At 44.9% G+C, this 12,309-nt stretch carries 20 protein-coding genes and 1 pseudogene; all 21 read left to right on the plus strand.

From position 1 onward, the window contains the following. Positions 1 to 99: 99 nt before the first annotated feature. Entirely contained in the window at positions 100 to 423 is a 324-nt protein-coding gene (locus tag JCM15908_RS01170) for a DUF3467 domain-containing protein (protein WP_025001935.1), read from the plus strand. A 338-nt stretch (positions 424 to 761) separates the two neighbouring features. Next, entirely contained in the window at positions 762 to 1,469 is a 708-nt protein-coding gene (locus JCM15908_RS01175; protein ID WP_025001936.1) for a DNA alkylation repair protein, read from the plus strand. A 225-nt stretch (positions 1,470 to 1,694) separates the two neighbouring features. Continuing rightward, positions 1,695 to 2,075, plus strand: a complete 381-nt coding sequence (gene rpsL / locus JCM15908_RS01180; RefSeq protein WP_025001937.1) for a 30S ribosomal protein S12 — start codon at positions 1,695 to 1,697, stop codon at positions 2,073 to 2,075. A gap of 232 nt (positions 2,076 to 2,307) precedes the next feature. Beyond that, positions 2,308 to 2,784, plus strand: coding sequence for a 30S ribosomal protein S7 (gene rpsG / locus JCM15908_RS01185; RefSeq protein WP_025001938.1), 477 nt, complete (start codon positions 2,308 to 2,310; stop codon positions 2,782 to 2,784). 29 nt (positions 2,785 to 2,813) lie between these two features. Then, positions 2,814 to 4,929, plus strand: a pseudogene (gene fusA / locus JCM15908_RS11555) (elongation factor G). Between the two features lie 103 nt (positions 4,930 to 5,032). Next, entirely contained in the window at positions 5,033 to 5,338 is a 306-nt protein-coding gene (gene rpsJ / locus JCM15908_RS01195) for a 30S ribosomal protein S10 (RefSeq protein ID WP_025001939.1), read from the plus strand. A 51-nt stretch (positions 5,339 to 5,389) separates the two neighbouring features. After that, entirely contained in the window at positions 5,390 to 6,004 is a 615-nt protein-coding gene (gene rplC, locus JCM15908_RS01200; RefSeq protein ID WP_025001940.1) for a 50S ribosomal protein L3, read from the plus strand. After that, positions 6,004 to 6,633 carry a 50S ribosomal protein L4 gene (gene rplD, locus JCM15908_RS01205; protein ID WP_025001941.1) on the plus strand — a complete coding sequence of 210 codons (630 nt, stop codon included), beginning with the start codon at positions 6,004 to 6,006 and terminating at the stop codon, positions 6,631 to 6,633. The genes rplC and rplD overlap by 1 nt, the downstream gene beginning before the upstream one ends. 21 nt (positions 6,634 to 6,654) lie before the next feature. Beyond that, positions 6,655 to 6,999 (plus strand): 50S ribosomal protein L23, encoded by a 345-nt coding sequence (gene rplW / locus JCM15908_RS01210; RefSeq protein WP_025001942.1) that lies wholly within the window; start codon positions 6,655 to 6,657, stop codon positions 6,997 to 6,999. A gap of 7 nt (positions 7,000 to 7,006) precedes the next feature. Next, on the plus strand, positions 7,007 to 7,834 hold the full coding sequence (gene rplB, locus JCM15908_RS01215) for a 50S ribosomal protein L2 (RefSeq protein WP_025001943.1): 828 nt from the start codon (positions 7,007 to 7,009) through the stop codon (positions 7,832 to 7,834). A gap of 22 nt (positions 7,835 to 7,856) precedes the next feature. Beyond that, positions 7,857 to 8,126 (plus strand): 30S ribosomal protein S19, encoded by a 270-nt coding sequence (rpsS, locus tag JCM15908_RS01220; protein WP_004341793.1) that lies wholly within the window; start codon positions 7,857 to 7,859, stop codon positions 8,124 to 8,126. Between the two features lie 37 nt (positions 8,127 to 8,163). Beyond that, positions 8,164 to 8,571: a 50S ribosomal protein L22 gene (gene rplV / locus JCM15908_RS01225; RefSeq protein WP_025001944.1), complete on the plus strand. Its 408-nt coding sequence runs from the start codon at positions 8,164 to 8,166 to the stop codon at positions 8,569 to 8,571. Positions 8,572 to 8,579: 8 nt separating this feature from the next. After that, positions 8,580 to 9,311, plus strand: coding sequence for a 30S ribosomal protein S3 (gene rpsC / locus JCM15908_RS01230; RefSeq protein ID WP_025001945.1), 732 nt, complete (start codon positions 8,580 to 8,582; stop codon positions 9,309 to 9,311). Positions 9,312 to 9,325: 14 nt separating this feature from the next. Further along, complete coding sequence (gene rplP / locus JCM15908_RS01235; protein ID WP_022252008.1) at positions 9,326 to 9,754, plus strand: 50S ribosomal protein L16; 429 nt, start codon at positions 9,326 to 9,328, stop codon at positions 9,752 to 9,754. A gap of 5 nt (positions 9,755 to 9,759) precedes the next feature. Then, entirely contained in the window at positions 9,760 to 9,954 is a 195-nt protein-coding gene (rpmC, locus tag JCM15908_RS01240; protein ID WP_025001946.1) for a 50S ribosomal protein L29, read from the plus strand. A gap of 2 nt (positions 9,955 to 9,956) precedes the next feature. After that, positions 9,957 to 10,223: a 30S ribosomal protein S17 gene (rpsQ, locus tag JCM15908_RS01245; RefSeq protein WP_004361615.1), complete on the plus strand. Its 267-nt coding sequence runs from the start codon at positions 9,957 to 9,959 to the stop codon at positions 10,221 to 10,223. Between the two features lie 2 nt (positions 10,224 to 10,225). Further along, positions 10,226 to 10,591: a 50S ribosomal protein L14 gene (gene rplN / locus JCM15908_RS01250; RefSeq protein WP_025001947.1), complete on the plus strand. Its 366-nt coding sequence runs from the start codon at positions 10,226 to 10,228 to the stop codon at positions 10,589 to 10,591. A gap of 20 nt (positions 10,592 to 10,611) precedes the next feature. After that, a complete protein-coding gene (rplX, locus tag JCM15908_RS01255; protein ID WP_025001948.1) occupies positions 10,612 to 10,929 on the plus strand; it encodes a 50S ribosomal protein L24 in 318 nt (105 codons plus the stop codon). After that, the gene (rplE, locus tag JCM15908_RS01260; RefSeq protein ID WP_025001949.1) at positions 10,929 to 11,483 is read left to right on the plus strand and encodes a 50S ribosomal protein L5; all 555 of its coding nucleotides are present in this window, start codon (positions 10,929 to 10,931) and stop codon (positions 11,481 to 11,483) included. Before rplX ends, rplE begins: the two co-directional genes overlap by 1 nt. Positions 11,484 to 11,488: 5 nt before the next feature. Next, the gene (rpsN, locus tag JCM15908_RS01265; protein WP_025001950.1) at positions 11,489 to 11,791 is read left to right on the plus strand and encodes a 30S ribosomal protein S14; all 303 of its coding nucleotides are present in this window, start codon (positions 11,489 to 11,491) and stop codon (positions 11,789 to 11,791) included. 108 nt (positions 11,792 to 11,899) lie between these two features. Continuing rightward, complete coding sequence (gene rpsH, locus JCM15908_RS01270; protein ID WP_025001951.1) at positions 11,900 to 12,295, plus strand: 30S ribosomal protein S8; 396 nt, start codon at positions 11,900 to 11,902, stop codon at positions 12,293 to 12,295. The last annotated feature ends 14 nt before the right edge of the window (positions 12,296 to 12,309 follow it).

A 12,309-nucleotide genomic window follows, 5' to 3' on the forward strand; every position in this document is an offset into this window, starting at 1 on the left:
GGATGAAACTTTTGTGATACTTTTTCTCCTCGGGTCTTGCATATCCTCTAATAAATTCCTATCTTTGCAATAGATTTTTTACCTAAATAATAATAACAAATGGACAATAACAATCAGAACCAGCAAGGTCAGCAGTTGCAAATCGACCTCAGCCCAGAAGTAGCAAAAGGCGTTTACACTAACTTCCAGATAATTTCCCATTCCAGTTCAGAGTTCGTTGTGGACTTTGCAACTCTTCTTCCGGGTGTTCCCAAGGCATCGGTTACGAGCCGTGTCATCCTCGCCCCGGAGCATGCCAAGCGTCTCCTCGCTGCATTGCAGGAGAACGTTGTGCGCTACGAGCAGGAGTTTGGCAAGATAGAAATGCCAAGCAAGCAGCCACGCACAATCTCTCCCTTCGGAAACGGTAAGGCTGAGGCATAATAGCCCTCATGCGAAAATATTTACGAGAACCATGTCCAACGGGTGTTGGCATGGTTCTTTTTCTTTTCTATAGTCTTTAATAATGGTGAGGTTCTGTGAATGATGATTGCACGGCAGGATGGAAAGTTAAAAAGTAACGGGGATTGTCTGCCGTAGAAAATAATTTTGTATCTTTGTCTTCGACACTTATTATATTTATATGGAAGGTACGGCAAAAGGATAGGCGACGCGTCAGTCAAATGATGAAGAAATGATAAAAGGATGATGTTTTGTTGCCTTCATGTTATGTAAGGACGACGCGTATTAGTTTTTTCTGATTATCTATTAAAATATTGTTGATGGAACAGGTTACGCAAATGATAACAGATGCTCTTCGGGAGCTGTCTTCCGCAGAGAAACGCAGGGTGTTTCCCCGTTTTTTTAAGACAGGGAAGGGAGAATATGGCGAGGGCGACCGCTTCTTGGGGGTTGTCGTCCCCAATGTACGGATAATCGCCAGACAGCATAAAGAACTCTCTCTTGAAAATATACGGGAGCTGATGCAGTCGGAATGGCACGAGGTCAGGCTATGTGCCCTTCTTATGATGGTAGAAAAAGCCAAACGGGCCGACGAGCCGGCTCGGAAAGCTCTCTTCGACCTTTATCTTTCCGTTACTGAACATATCAACAATTGGGACTTGGTAGACCTTTCCTGCCGTTTCGTTGTGGGCGAGTATTTGCTTGACAAGTCGCGTGAGGTACTTTACCGTTTGGCAGCCAGCCCTTTGTTGTGGGACAACCGTATTGCCATAGTCTCCACATACGCCTTCATTCGTAGAGGGCAGTTGGAGGATACCTATGCCCTGAGCGACCTGATGATGCGCCATCCTCATGACCTGATGCACAAGGCCATTGGCTGGATGCTCCGCGAAGCAGGCAAGCGCGATTCGCAGCGTCTTTACGACTACGTCATGGCGCATCGTGGCGAGATGCCCCGTACCATGCTCCGTTATGCCATAGAGAAGTTTAGTCCCGAAGAACGGGCAATGTTGATGATTCGTGTGTGATAATTCATTTTGGCTTGTTAAAGTATCTTTTGATAGTTATATTTTGTTAATCATCTTCCTTGAGAGAGCTTTTGCGTTTTATTATATTAGGTATTTTGGGAGAATGTTTGTACCTTTGCAGGCCGAAACGGCATGATGTGTAGATATGTCTGATAGATAATGCGTTTGTGTCGTAACCGATTGGAAATAAACAAAAATAATATATAATAATAAAAATTTAGAATCATGCCTACTATTTCACAATTAGTAAGAAAAGGCAGAAAGGTTGTCGTAGAGAAGAGCAAGTCTCCGGCTTTGGACAATTGTCCTCAGCGTCGTGGAGTTTGTGTCCGCGTCTATACGACGACCCCAAAGAAGCCTAATTCAGCAATGCGTAAGGTTGCCCGTGTCCGTCTGACAAATCAGAAGGAGGTCAACTCTTACATCCCGGGAGAAGGCCACAACTTGCAGGAGCACAGCATCGTGCTCGTTCGCGGTGGTCGTGTAAAGGATCTTCCCGGTGTGCGCTATCACATCGTTCGTGGTACTCTTGATACTGCAGGTGTTGCCAACCGCACACAGCGTCGTTCCAAGTACGGTGCCAAGCGTCCAAAGGCAAAGAAGTAAAAAACAATCGTTTCTTTCTCTCCCTTGAAAGGGTGGGGAAGAAACCTTGATTTTCTAACCTTGCTGCTAACAGTCGGTGATGGCTGATAGTCTAAGGTTTCCCAAGAAAGACTTAAACAAAATAGTTTTGCTGGAGATTTGTTTATCAACAGGTTGAGTAAAGGCCCAAGAGTGGGCGTTGAAGAACGAAAAGACGACAGCCTCCGCAGAATTAAAAGTTTTAATAAATAAAATGAGAAAAGCAAAACCAAAGAAGCGTGTGATCCTTCCGGATCCGAAGTTCAATGACCAAAAGGTCTCAAAGTTCGTGAATCATCTGATGTATGACGGTAAAAAGAACACGTCGTACGAAATCTTCTATGCAGCCCTTGATATTGTTGGCGGTAAGCTGAAGGATGAGGAGAAGTCTCCACTGGAAGTGTGGAAGCAGGCTCTTGACAACATTACTCCGCAGGTTGAGGTGAAGAGCCGCCGTATCGGTGGTGCTACTTTCCAAGTTCCTACTGAGATTCGTCCCGACCGCAAAGAGAGCGTTTCCATGAAGAATATGATTGCCTTTGCACGCAAGCGTGGCGGCAAGAGTATGGCAGACAAGCTTGCTGCTGAAATCATGGATGCTTTCAATAATCAGGGTGGTGCTTACAAGCGTAAGGAAGACATGCACCGCATGGCAGAGGCTAACCGTGCATTTGCTCATTTCAGATTCTAAGTTGGACATAAACAATAAGGTAAAAGAAAATGGCAAATCGCGATTTACATTTGACTCGTAACATCGGTATCATGCTCATATTGATGCCGGTAAGACAACAACTTCGGAACGTATCCTTTTCTACACGGGAAAAACCCACAAAATCGGTGAGGTGCACGATGGTGCGGCTACCATGGACTGGATGGCACAGGAACAGGAGCGTGGTATCACCATTACTTCTGCTGCAACAACCTGTAACTGGAACTATCTGAACAAGTCTTATAAAATTAACTTGATTGATACTCCGGGACACGTTGACTTTACTGCTGAGGTTGAGCGTTCGCTCCGTGTACTTGATGGTGCAGTTGCAACTTACTCTGCTGCCGATGGCGTTCAGCCACAGTCCGAGACTGTATGGCGTCAGGCAGACAAATATAACGTACCGCGTATAGGTTATGTTAATAAGATGGACCGCTCTGGTGCAGACTTCTACGAGACTGTGCGTCAGATGCGGGATGTTCTTGGGGCTAACCCTGTTCCTGTTCAGATTCCTATTGGTGCAGAGGAAAACTTCAAGGGTGTTGTAGACCTCATCAAGATGAAAGCTATCCTGTGGCATGACGAAACCATGGGTGCTGAGTATGACGTGGAGGATATTCCTGCTGAACTCGCCGATGAGGCTGCTGAATGGCGCGACAAGCTGCTTGAAAGTGCCGCTAACTTCGACGACGAGGTTATGGAACTTTATCTTGATGGTCAGGATATCCCTGAAGAAAAGCTGATAGCAGCTATCCGTAAGGGATGTATCTCTATGGAATGCTGCCCGATGGTTCTTGGCTCTTCCTATAAAAATAAGGGTGTTCAGCCACTGCTTGACTATGTATGTGCATTCTTGCCTTCACCACTTGACACGGTGGCTGTTACGGGTACTAATCCTGAAACGGAGGAGGAAGAAGAGCGTAAGCCTTCTGATACCGAGCCGACTGCCGCCCTTGCGTTCAAGATTGCTACCGACCATTCATGGGCCGTTTGGTATTCTTCCGCGTTTACTCCGGTAAGGTGGTTGCTGGTTCATACGTTTATAACCCACGTTCTCGTAAAAAGGAGCGTATCAGCCGCCTGTTCCAGATGAACTCCAATAAGGAAATCCCAATGGAGTCTATTGATGCAGGCGATATTGGTGCTGGTGTAGGATTCAAGGATATTCGTACAGGTGATACTCTTTGTGATGAGGGTTCACCTATCGTATTGGAATCCATGTCCTTCCCTGATACAGTGATTTCTATTGCAGTTGAGCCGAAGAGCCAGGCTGATATTACCAAGCTTGACAATGGTCTTGCTAAGTTGGCTGAAGAAGACCCGACTTTCACTGTTCGTACCGATGAGCAGAGTGGTCAGACCATCATTTCTGGTATGGGTGAGCTTCACCTTGACATTATTATTGACCGTCTGAAGCGTGAGTTCAAGGTTGAGTGTAATCAGGGTAAGCCTCAGGTTAACTATAAGGAGGCTATTACCAAGGCTGCTCAGAGCCGTGAGACTTACAAGAAGCAGTCTGGTGGCCGCGGTAAGTTCGCTTGTATTGATGTTACCATTGAGCCAAAGGACGAAGACTACACAGAGGGCGATATGCAGTTTGTCAATGTTGTCAAGGGCGGTAACGTGCCTAAGGAATTCATCCCTGCTGTTGAGAAGGGATTCAAGGATTGTATTGGCAATGGTGTTCTTGGCGGCTTCCCGCTGACTGGCATGAAGGTTACGCTTACCGATGGTTCTTTCCACCCGGTAGATTCTGACCAGTTGTCGTTTGAGTTGGTAGCTCATCAGGCTTTCAAGAAGCTCTGCCCACAGGCTGGTCCTGTTCTGATGGAGCCTATCATGCGTGTTGAGGTGGTTACGCCTGAAGAGAACATGGGTGATGTGATTGGAGACTTGAACAAGCGTCGTGGTCTTGTACAGGGAATGGAAGAAGCACGTAGTGGTGCACGTATTGTAAAGGCTATGGTACCGCTGTCAGAGATGTTTGGTTATGTAACAGCTCTCCGTACTATCACTTCTGGTCGTGCAACGTCTTCTATGGAATACGATCATCACTCTCCTGTTTCCAATAGTCTTGCCAAGACCATTCTTGATGAGCTGAACGGACATTCAGAGCTGTTGAAGTAAGAATAAAATACTATATGAGGTAGGGTGGCTCCTTATAGCGAATGACTCTTATAAGGAGCTTCCCTCTGCCTTTTAATTATTCATTTATAAATAAATTCAGACTATGAGTCAGAAAATTCGTATCAAGCTGAAGTCTTACGACCACCAGTTGGTTGACAAGTCAGCTGAGAAAATCGTGAAGGCAGTAAAGGCTACCGGTGCAATCGTCAGTGGCCCTATTCCATTGCCGACACACAAGCGTATTTACACTGTAAACCGCTCTACATTCGTAAACAAGAAGGCTCGTGAGCAGTTCCAGCTCTCCGACTTCAAGCGTCTTATTGACATTTACAGCTCTACTCCAAAGACCGTGGATGCTCTGATGAAGCTTGAATTGCCTTCAGGTGTTGAGGTGGAAATCAAGGTGTAGTTTTATTACGTTATCTAAAAGAATTTTCAATCATTAAAAATTTTAATTGAAATGCCAGGATTATTAGGAAAGAAAATCGGAATGACATCCGTTTTCAGTGCCGACGGTAAGAATGTACCGTGCACTGTTATCGAAGCTGGTCCTTGTGTTGTAACTCAGGTTAAGACCGTAGAGAAAGATGGTTACAAGGCTGTTCAGTTAGGTTTCGGCGAGGCTAAGGAGAAGAATACTACTAAGCCAGAGTTGGGACATTTCAAGAAGGCCGGCACAACGCCAAAGAAGCACTTGGTTGAGTTCAAGTTTGATGAGGAGTACAACCTCGGCGACACTATTACCGTAGAATTGTTCAACGGTGTCAAGTTCGTTGACGTAGTAGGTACATCGAAGGGTAAAGGTTTCCAAGGCGTTGTAAAGCGTCATGGGTTCGGTGGTGTAGGACAGTCCACCCACGGACAGGATGACCGTGCCCGTAAGCCGGGTTCCATCGGTGCTTGTTCTTACCCTGCAAAGGTATTCAAAGGCATGCGCATGGCTGGTCAGATGGGAGGCGACAGAGTTACGACTCAGAACCTTCAGGTGTTAAAGGTAATTCCAGAGCACAATCTCCTTCTCGTTAAGGGTAGTGTTGCCGGATGTAATGGTTCAACCCTCATAATTAACAAGTAATGGATATTAACGTATTAGATATCAAAGGTCAGGAGACCGGCCGTAAGGTAACTCTTAACGAGAATATCTTCGGAATTGAGCCTAACGATCATGTCCTCTACCTTGATGTAAAGCAGTATCTTGCCGACCAGCGTCAGGGAACAGCCAAGTCAAAGGAAAGAAGTGAACATGCAGGTTCTACTCGCAAGTTGGGCCGTCAGAAGGGCGGCGGCGGTGCACGTCGTGGTGATATTAACTCACCGGTTCTTGTAGGCGGTGGCCGTGTTTTCGGCCCCAAGCCTCGTGACTATAGTTTCAAGCTCAATAAAAAAGTAAAGGTTCTTGCTCGTAAGTCTGCTTTGGCTTACAAGGCACAGGAGAGTGCCATCGTTGTGGTTGAGGATTTTAATTTCGATGCACCGAAGACAAAAGATTTTATAAAGATTGCTAAAAATCTGAAAGTTGACGGTAAGAAAGTACTTCTCGTTTTGCCAGAATTGGAGAAAAATGTATATTTGTCAGCTCGCAATTTAGAGAAAGCAGAAGTGATGACCGCTGCACAGCTTAATTCGTATAAGGTTTTGCATGCAGACGTGATGGTTGTTACAGAAAATTCTCTGAAAGTCATTGACGAAATCTTAACCAAGTAATAATTAGGAGACAGTAGAATTATGGGATTTATCATTAAACCAGTGGTCACTGAGAAGATGACCAAGATGACAGACAAGTCTTCTGAGGATAAGGTTGTAAAGCACAAGGGTGAGAAAAGAACCATTCCGGCACAGCCTAAATATGGTTTTATCGTTAAGCCTGAGGCCAATAAACTTGAGATTAAGAAAGAAGTTGAGGCTCTGTACAACGTTACAGTAGTAGACGTGAATACGATTCGTTATGCCGGTAAGCGTCAGGCCCGTTATACAAAGGCAGGCCTTGTAAAGGGGCAAAAGAACGCATTCAAGAAGGCTATCGTCACTTTGAAGAATGGCGATTCAATCGATTTTTACAGCAATATTTAAATAAAAAATGGCAGTACGTAAATTAAACCCGGTTACACCGGGACAAAGACACAAGGTTATTGGCACGTTCGAGGATATTACTGCATCCGTGCCAGAGAAGTCTCTCGTTTACGGTAAGCGTTCTACCGGTGGTCGAAACAACACCGGTAAGATGACCGTCCGCTATATGGGTGGTGGTCATAAGAAGAAGTATCGTTTAATCGACTTCAAGCGAGAGAAAGATGGTGTTCCAGCTGTTGTAAAGACAATTGAGTATGATCCTAACAGGTCTGCTCGTATTGCCCTCTTATACTATGCTGATGGTGAAAAACGTTACATTATTGCTCCTAACGGATTGCAGGTTGGCAGAACTCTGATGTCGGGTGCTGAGGCAGCCCCTGAAGTTGGAAATGCACTTCCATTGGCTAACATTCCTGTCGGTACCGTAATTCATAATATTGAATTGCGTCCGGGGCAGGGTGCTTTGCTCGTTCGTTCGGCTGGTAACTTTGCTCAGCTTACTTCTCGTGAAGGCAGTTATTGTGTTATCAAGCTTCCTTCTGGCGAAACTCGTCAGATTCTTTCTGCTTGTAAAGCAACTATTGGTAGTGTGGGTAACTCCGATCATGCACTTGAGCAGTCTGGTAAGGCTGGTCGCTCTCGTTGGTTGGGCCGTCGTCCTCACAACCGTGGTGTTGTTATGAATCCTGTTGATCACCCGATGGGTGGTGGTGAAGGTCGCCAGTCTGGTGGACACCCACGTTCACGCAAGGGCTTGTATGCTAAGGGTCTTAAGACACGTGCACCTAAGAAGCTTTCAAACAAGTACATTATTGAAAGAGCTAACAAGAAGTAATCAACGTAACTAAGAGTAAATTATGAGTCGTTCATTAAAAAAGGGTCCATATATCAACGTATCACTCGAGAAGAAGATTCTCGCTATGAATGAGAGTGGTAAGAAGACTGTCGTTAAGACATGGGCCAGAGCATCAATGATTTCCCCTGATTTTGTGGGACACACTGTTGCAGTCCATAACGGAAACAAATTTATCCCTGTTTACATTACTGAGAACATGGTAGGCCATAAGCTCGGAGAGTTTAGCCCTACACGCCGTTTCGGTGGTCACTCTGGTAACAACAAGAGGTAAGCAGGTTCATAAATCCTTTAGAAAATAGATAAATATAATGGGAGCAAGAAAACATATAAAGGCAGAGGCTCGTAAGGAAGCCCTTAAAAGCCAATATTTTGCAAAGCTCAAGGGATGCCCTTCTTCTCCACGTAAGATGCGCTATGTTGTAGACATGGTTCGTGGTATGGAAGTGAATCGCGCCCTTGGCGTGCTGAGATTCTCAAAGAAGGCAGCTGCTCAGAATGTTGAGAAACTTCTTCGTTCTGCTATTGCCAACTGGGAGGCTAAGAATGATCGCAAAGCCGAAGACGGTGAGCTTTATATCTCTAAGATATTCGTTGATGAAGGTGTTACGATGAAGCGCATGCGTCCGGCACCACAGGGCCGTGGTTACAGAATCCGCAAACGTTCTAACCACGTTACGCTTTTCGTTGACTCGAAGGCTGATAATAATGATAAATAAGTAGTAGAATGGGACAGAAAGTTAATCCAATAAGCAACCGTTTGGGTATTATCCGCGGTTGGGAGTCTAATTGGTTCGGTGGCAAGAGCTTCGGAGACAACCTCGTTGAGGATCAGAAAATCCGTAAGTATCTGAACAAGCGTTTGGAGAAAGCCAGCGTTTCCCGTATTGTCATTGAGCGTACATTGAAGCTCGTTACTATTACTATCTGCACAGCCCGTCCGGGTATTGTTATCGGTAAGGGTGGTCAGGACGTTGACAAGCTCAAAGAAGAATTGAAGAACCTTTTCAAGAAGGAAATTCAAATCAACATCTTTGAGGTGAAGAAGCCTGAACTCGATGCTAACATTGTTGGTAACAATATTGCTCGCCAAGTAGAGGGTAAAATTGCTTATCGTCGCGCCATTAAGATGGCTGTTGCCAATACAATGCGTGCAGGAGCTGAAGGTATAAAGATTCAGATTACTGGCCGTTTGAACGGTGCCGAGATGGCACGTAAGGAAATGTTCAAGGAAGGCCGTACTCCTTTGCACACTTTCCGTGCAGACATTGATTATTGTCAGACAGAGGCTCTTACTAAGGTTGGTCTTTTGGGTATTAAGGTGTGGATTTGCCGTGGTGAAGTCTACAACAAGGTAGAACTCACTCCTAACTTTACTCAAGAAAAGAGCAATAGCCGTCAGAACAATGGTGGTTCTCGTTCTGGAAGAGGTAATCGCAGAAGAAACAATAACCGTTAAAAGTAGAAGCTATCATGTTACAGCCAAAAAGAGTAAAATATAGAAGACCTCAAGATGGACGCGGTAATAAGGGTAACGCCCATAGAGGTACACAATTGGCTTTTGGTTCGTTCGGTATCAAGACACTTGAGCCGAAGTGGATTGACAGCCGTCAGATTGAGGCCGCACGTGTAGCAGTAAACCGCTACATGAACCGTCAGGGGCAGGTCTGGATTCGTATCTTCCCGGATAAACCCATCACTCGCAAACCTGCTGATGTCCGAATGGGTAAAGGTAAGGGTGATCCTGCTGGTTGGGTTGCACCAGTTACTCCGGGTCGTATTCTCTTTGAAGTAGAAGGGGTTAGTTTTGATATAGCCAAGGAGGCTCTTCGTCTCGCGGCTCAGAAACTTCCTGTAAAGACTAAGTTTGTTGTAAGACGTGATTTCGATAAAAACGCTTAAGAAAGATGAAGATTAAAGAAGTAAAAGAACTCGAAACCAAGGACTTGGTTGAGAAGATAGAGAATGCTGTGGCAGCTTACGACAGAATGAAGCTGAACCATCAGGTTACTCCACTTGAGAATCCATCACAGATTAAGACTGCTCGTCGAGACATCGCGCGAATGAAGACCGAACTTCGTCAGAGAGAACTTAATAAATAACAATGGTCCAGATGGAAACAAGAAATTTAAGAAAAGTAAGACAGGGTGTCGTTATCAGTAACAAAATGGATAAAACCATTGTTATTGCTGCTAAGTTCAAGGAGAAGCACCCTATATATGGTAAGTTTGTTCAGAAGACAAAGAAGTACCATGCTCACGATGAGAAGAACGAGGCTAATGTAGGCGATACGGTTCTCATTATGGAAACTCGTCCTTTGAGCAAGACAAAGAGATGGAGATTAGTTCAAATTGTAGAAAAAGCTAAGTAATTATGATACAATCAGAATCAAGACTTACAGTATGTGATAACAGCGGTGCTCGTGAAGCGAAGTGCATCCGTGTGCTGGGTGGTACGGGCCGTCGTTATGCAAGTGTTGGTGACGTTATCGTAGTTGCTGTACAGAACGTCATCCCGTCAAGTGAATTGAAAAAGGGTGCAGTATCAAAGGCTTTGATCGTCCGCACTAAGAAGGAAATCCGTCGCGCTGATGGTTCTTACATCCGCTTCGACGACAACGCATGTGTATTGCTCAACAATGCTGGTGAAATCCGCGGTAGCCGTATCTTCGGTCCCGTAGCCCGTGAGTTGCGTGCAGTGAACATGAAGGTTGTTTCTTTGGCACCTGAGGTTCTTTAATTATTAATCAGAATAATAAAATGGCAAAATTCCATATAAAGAAAGACGATAAAGTTATCGTTCTTGCCGGTGCTGATAAGGGTAAGAGTGGTAAGGTGCTTAAGGTACTCGTTGACAAGGAGCGTGCTATTGTGGAAGGCATTAATATGGTTTCCAAAAGTACAAAGCCATCTGCAGCAAGTCCTCAGGGCGGCATTATCAAGCAGGAGGCTCCTATTCATATCTCAAATTTAAGTCTGGTCGATCCTAAGAGCGGTAAGGCCACTCGCATCAAGATTGAGCGTGAAGGTAAGACCGTTAAGCGTATCGCTAAAAAGTCTGGGGAGGAAATTAAGTAATGGATACAGCACAGTTAAAGAAACAGTATAAGGAGCAGATAGCTCCTGAACTTCAGAAGCAGTTCAACTATACTTCTGCAATGCAGATTCCTGTCCTGAAGAAGATTGTTATCAATCAGGGGCTCGGAGATGCTACCCAAGACAAGAAGATAATCGAAGTTGCTATTAACGAGATTTCTTCTATTACAGGCCAGAAGGCGGTTGCTACTTATTCTAGAAAGGATATAGCTAACTTCAAGCTTCGTAAGAAGATGCCTATCGGTGTGATGGTAACATTGCGTCGTGAGCGTATGTATGAGTTCCTTGAGAAACTTGTTCGTGTGTCTTTGCCACGTATTCGTGACTTCAAGGGTATTGAGAGCAAGTTTGATGGTCGTGGTAACTACACTTTGGGTATTACTGAGCAAATCATTTTCCCGGAAATAAACATCGATCAGGTTGACCGCATGCAGGGTATGAACATCACTTTTGTAACTTCGGCTCAGACTGATGAGGAAGGGTATGCTCTGCTCAAGGCTTTCGGCCTTCCATTCAAGAACGCTAAAAACGACTAAGAGATATGGCAAAAGAATCAATGAAAGCTCGCGAGGTAAAGCGCGCAAAGCTCGTTGCTCGTTATGCTGAGAAGCGTGCAGCTTTGAAGAAGATTATCGCAACTTCTAATGATTTAGCTGAGGCTTACGAGGCTGCTCGTAAGTTGCAGTCTATTCCAAAGAATGCGAATCCTATCCGTCTTCATAACCGTTGCAAGGTAACTGGTCGTCCAAAGGGATATATCCGTCAATTCGGTCTCTCTCGTATCCAGTTCCGCGAAATGGCTTCACAGGGTCTCATTCCCGGAGTGAGGAAGGCAAGCTGGTAAGTTTATCCTGCGGCATGCTTGGCATGTAAATGCCGAGTATGACGCTTGATTACAAAGCATTTTTTAATATTGTCGGGGTAGTCCCGATTAATTAAACATTTATATTTTATGACAGATCCAATAGCAGATTATCTGACAAGACTCAGAAATGCAATCATGGCTCATCACCGTGTAGTTGAGGTTCCTGCGTCTAACTTGAAGAAGTCTATCACAAAGATTCTCTTTGAGAAGGGTTACATCTTGAACTACAAGTTCGTTGAAGATGGGCCACAGGGTACAATCAAGGTCGCACTGAAGTACGACCCAGTGACCAAGCAGAATGCAATCAAGAAACTGAAGCGCGTTTCTACGCCGGGTCTTCGCCAGTATACTGGCTACAAAGACATGCCGAGAGTAATAAACGGACTTGGAATTGCCATCATTTCCACGTCAAAGGGTGTTATGACTAACAAGGAAGCAGCCGTCGAGAAAATTGGTGGTGAGGTTCTTTGCTACATTTATTAATTGGAGGATTGAAT

The sequence above is a fragment of the Prevotella dentasini JCM 15908 genome, assembly GCF_000614065.1.
Classification (GTDB): domain Bacteria; phylum Bacteroidota; class Bacteroidia; order Bacteroidales; family Bacteroidaceae; genus Prevotella; species Prevotella dentasini.

Coding starts and splice junctions, on each gene's coding strand:
- JCM15908_RS01170 (WP_025001935.1), top strand. CDS start 100: ATGGACAATAACAATCAGAACCAGCAAGGTCAGCAGTTGCAAATCGAC.
- JCM15908_RS01175 (WP_025001936.1), top strand. CDS start 762: ATGGAACAGGTTACGCAAATGATAACAGATGCTCTTCGGGAGCTGTCT.
- rpsL (WP_025001937.1), top strand. CDS start 1,695: ATGCCTACTATTTCACAATTAGTAAGAAAAGGCAGAAAGGTTGTCGTA.
- rpsG (WP_025001938.1), top strand. CDS start 2,308: ATGAGAAAAGCAAAACCAAAGAAGCGTGTGATCCTTCCGGATCCGAAG.
- rpsJ (WP_025001939.1), top strand. CDS start 5,033: ATGAGTCAGAAAATTCGTATCAAGCTGAAGTCTTACGACCACCAGTTG.
- rplC (WP_025001940.1), top strand. CDS start 5,390: ATGCCAGGATTATTAGGAAAGAAAATCGGAATGACATCCGTTTTCAGT.
- rplD (WP_025001941.1), top strand. CDS start 6,004: ATGGATATTAACGTATTAGATATCAAAGGTCAGGAGACCGGCCGTAAG.
- rplW (WP_025001942.1), top strand. CDS start 6,655: ATGGGATTTATCATTAAACCAGTGGTCACTGAGAAGATGACCAAGATG.
- rplB (WP_025001943.1), top strand. CDS start 7,007: ATGGCAGTACGTAAATTAAACCCGGTTACACCGGGACAAAGACACAAG.
- rpsS (WP_004341793.1), top strand. CDS start 7,857: ATGAGTCGTTCATTAAAAAAGGGTCCATATATCAACGTATCACTCGAG.
- rplV (WP_025001944.1), top strand. CDS start 8,164: ATGGGAGCAAGAAAACATATAAAGGCAGAGGCTCGTAAGGAAGCCCTT.
- rpsC (WP_025001945.1), top strand. CDS start 8,580: ATGGGACAGAAAGTTAATCCAATAAGCAACCGTTTGGGTATTATCCGC.
- rplP (WP_022252008.1), top strand. CDS start 9,326: ATGTTACAGCCAAAAAGAGTAAAATATAGAAGACCTCAAGATGGACGC.
- rpmC (WP_025001946.1), top strand. CDS start 9,760: ATGAAGATTAAAGAAGTAAAAGAACTCGAAACCAAGGACTTGGTTGAG.
- rpsQ (WP_004361615.1), top strand. CDS start 9,957: ATGGTCCAGATGGAAACAAGAAATTTAAGAAAAGTAAGACAGGGTGTC.
- rplN (WP_025001947.1), top strand. CDS start 10,226: ATGATACAATCAGAATCAAGACTTACAGTATGTGATAACAGCGGTGCT.
- rplX (WP_025001948.1), top strand. CDS start 10,612: ATGGCAAAATTCCATATAAAGAAAGACGATAAAGTTATCGTTCTTGCC.
- rplE (WP_025001949.1), top strand. CDS start 10,929: ATGGATACAGCACAGTTAAAGAAACAGTATAAGGAGCAGATAGCTCCT.
- rpsN (WP_025001950.1), top strand. CDS start 11,489: ATGGCAAAAGAATCAATGAAAGCTCGCGAGGTAAAGCGCGCAAAGCTC.
- rpsH (WP_025001951.1), top strand. CDS start 11,900: ATGACAGATCCAATAGCAGATTATCTGACAAGACTCAGAAATGCAATC.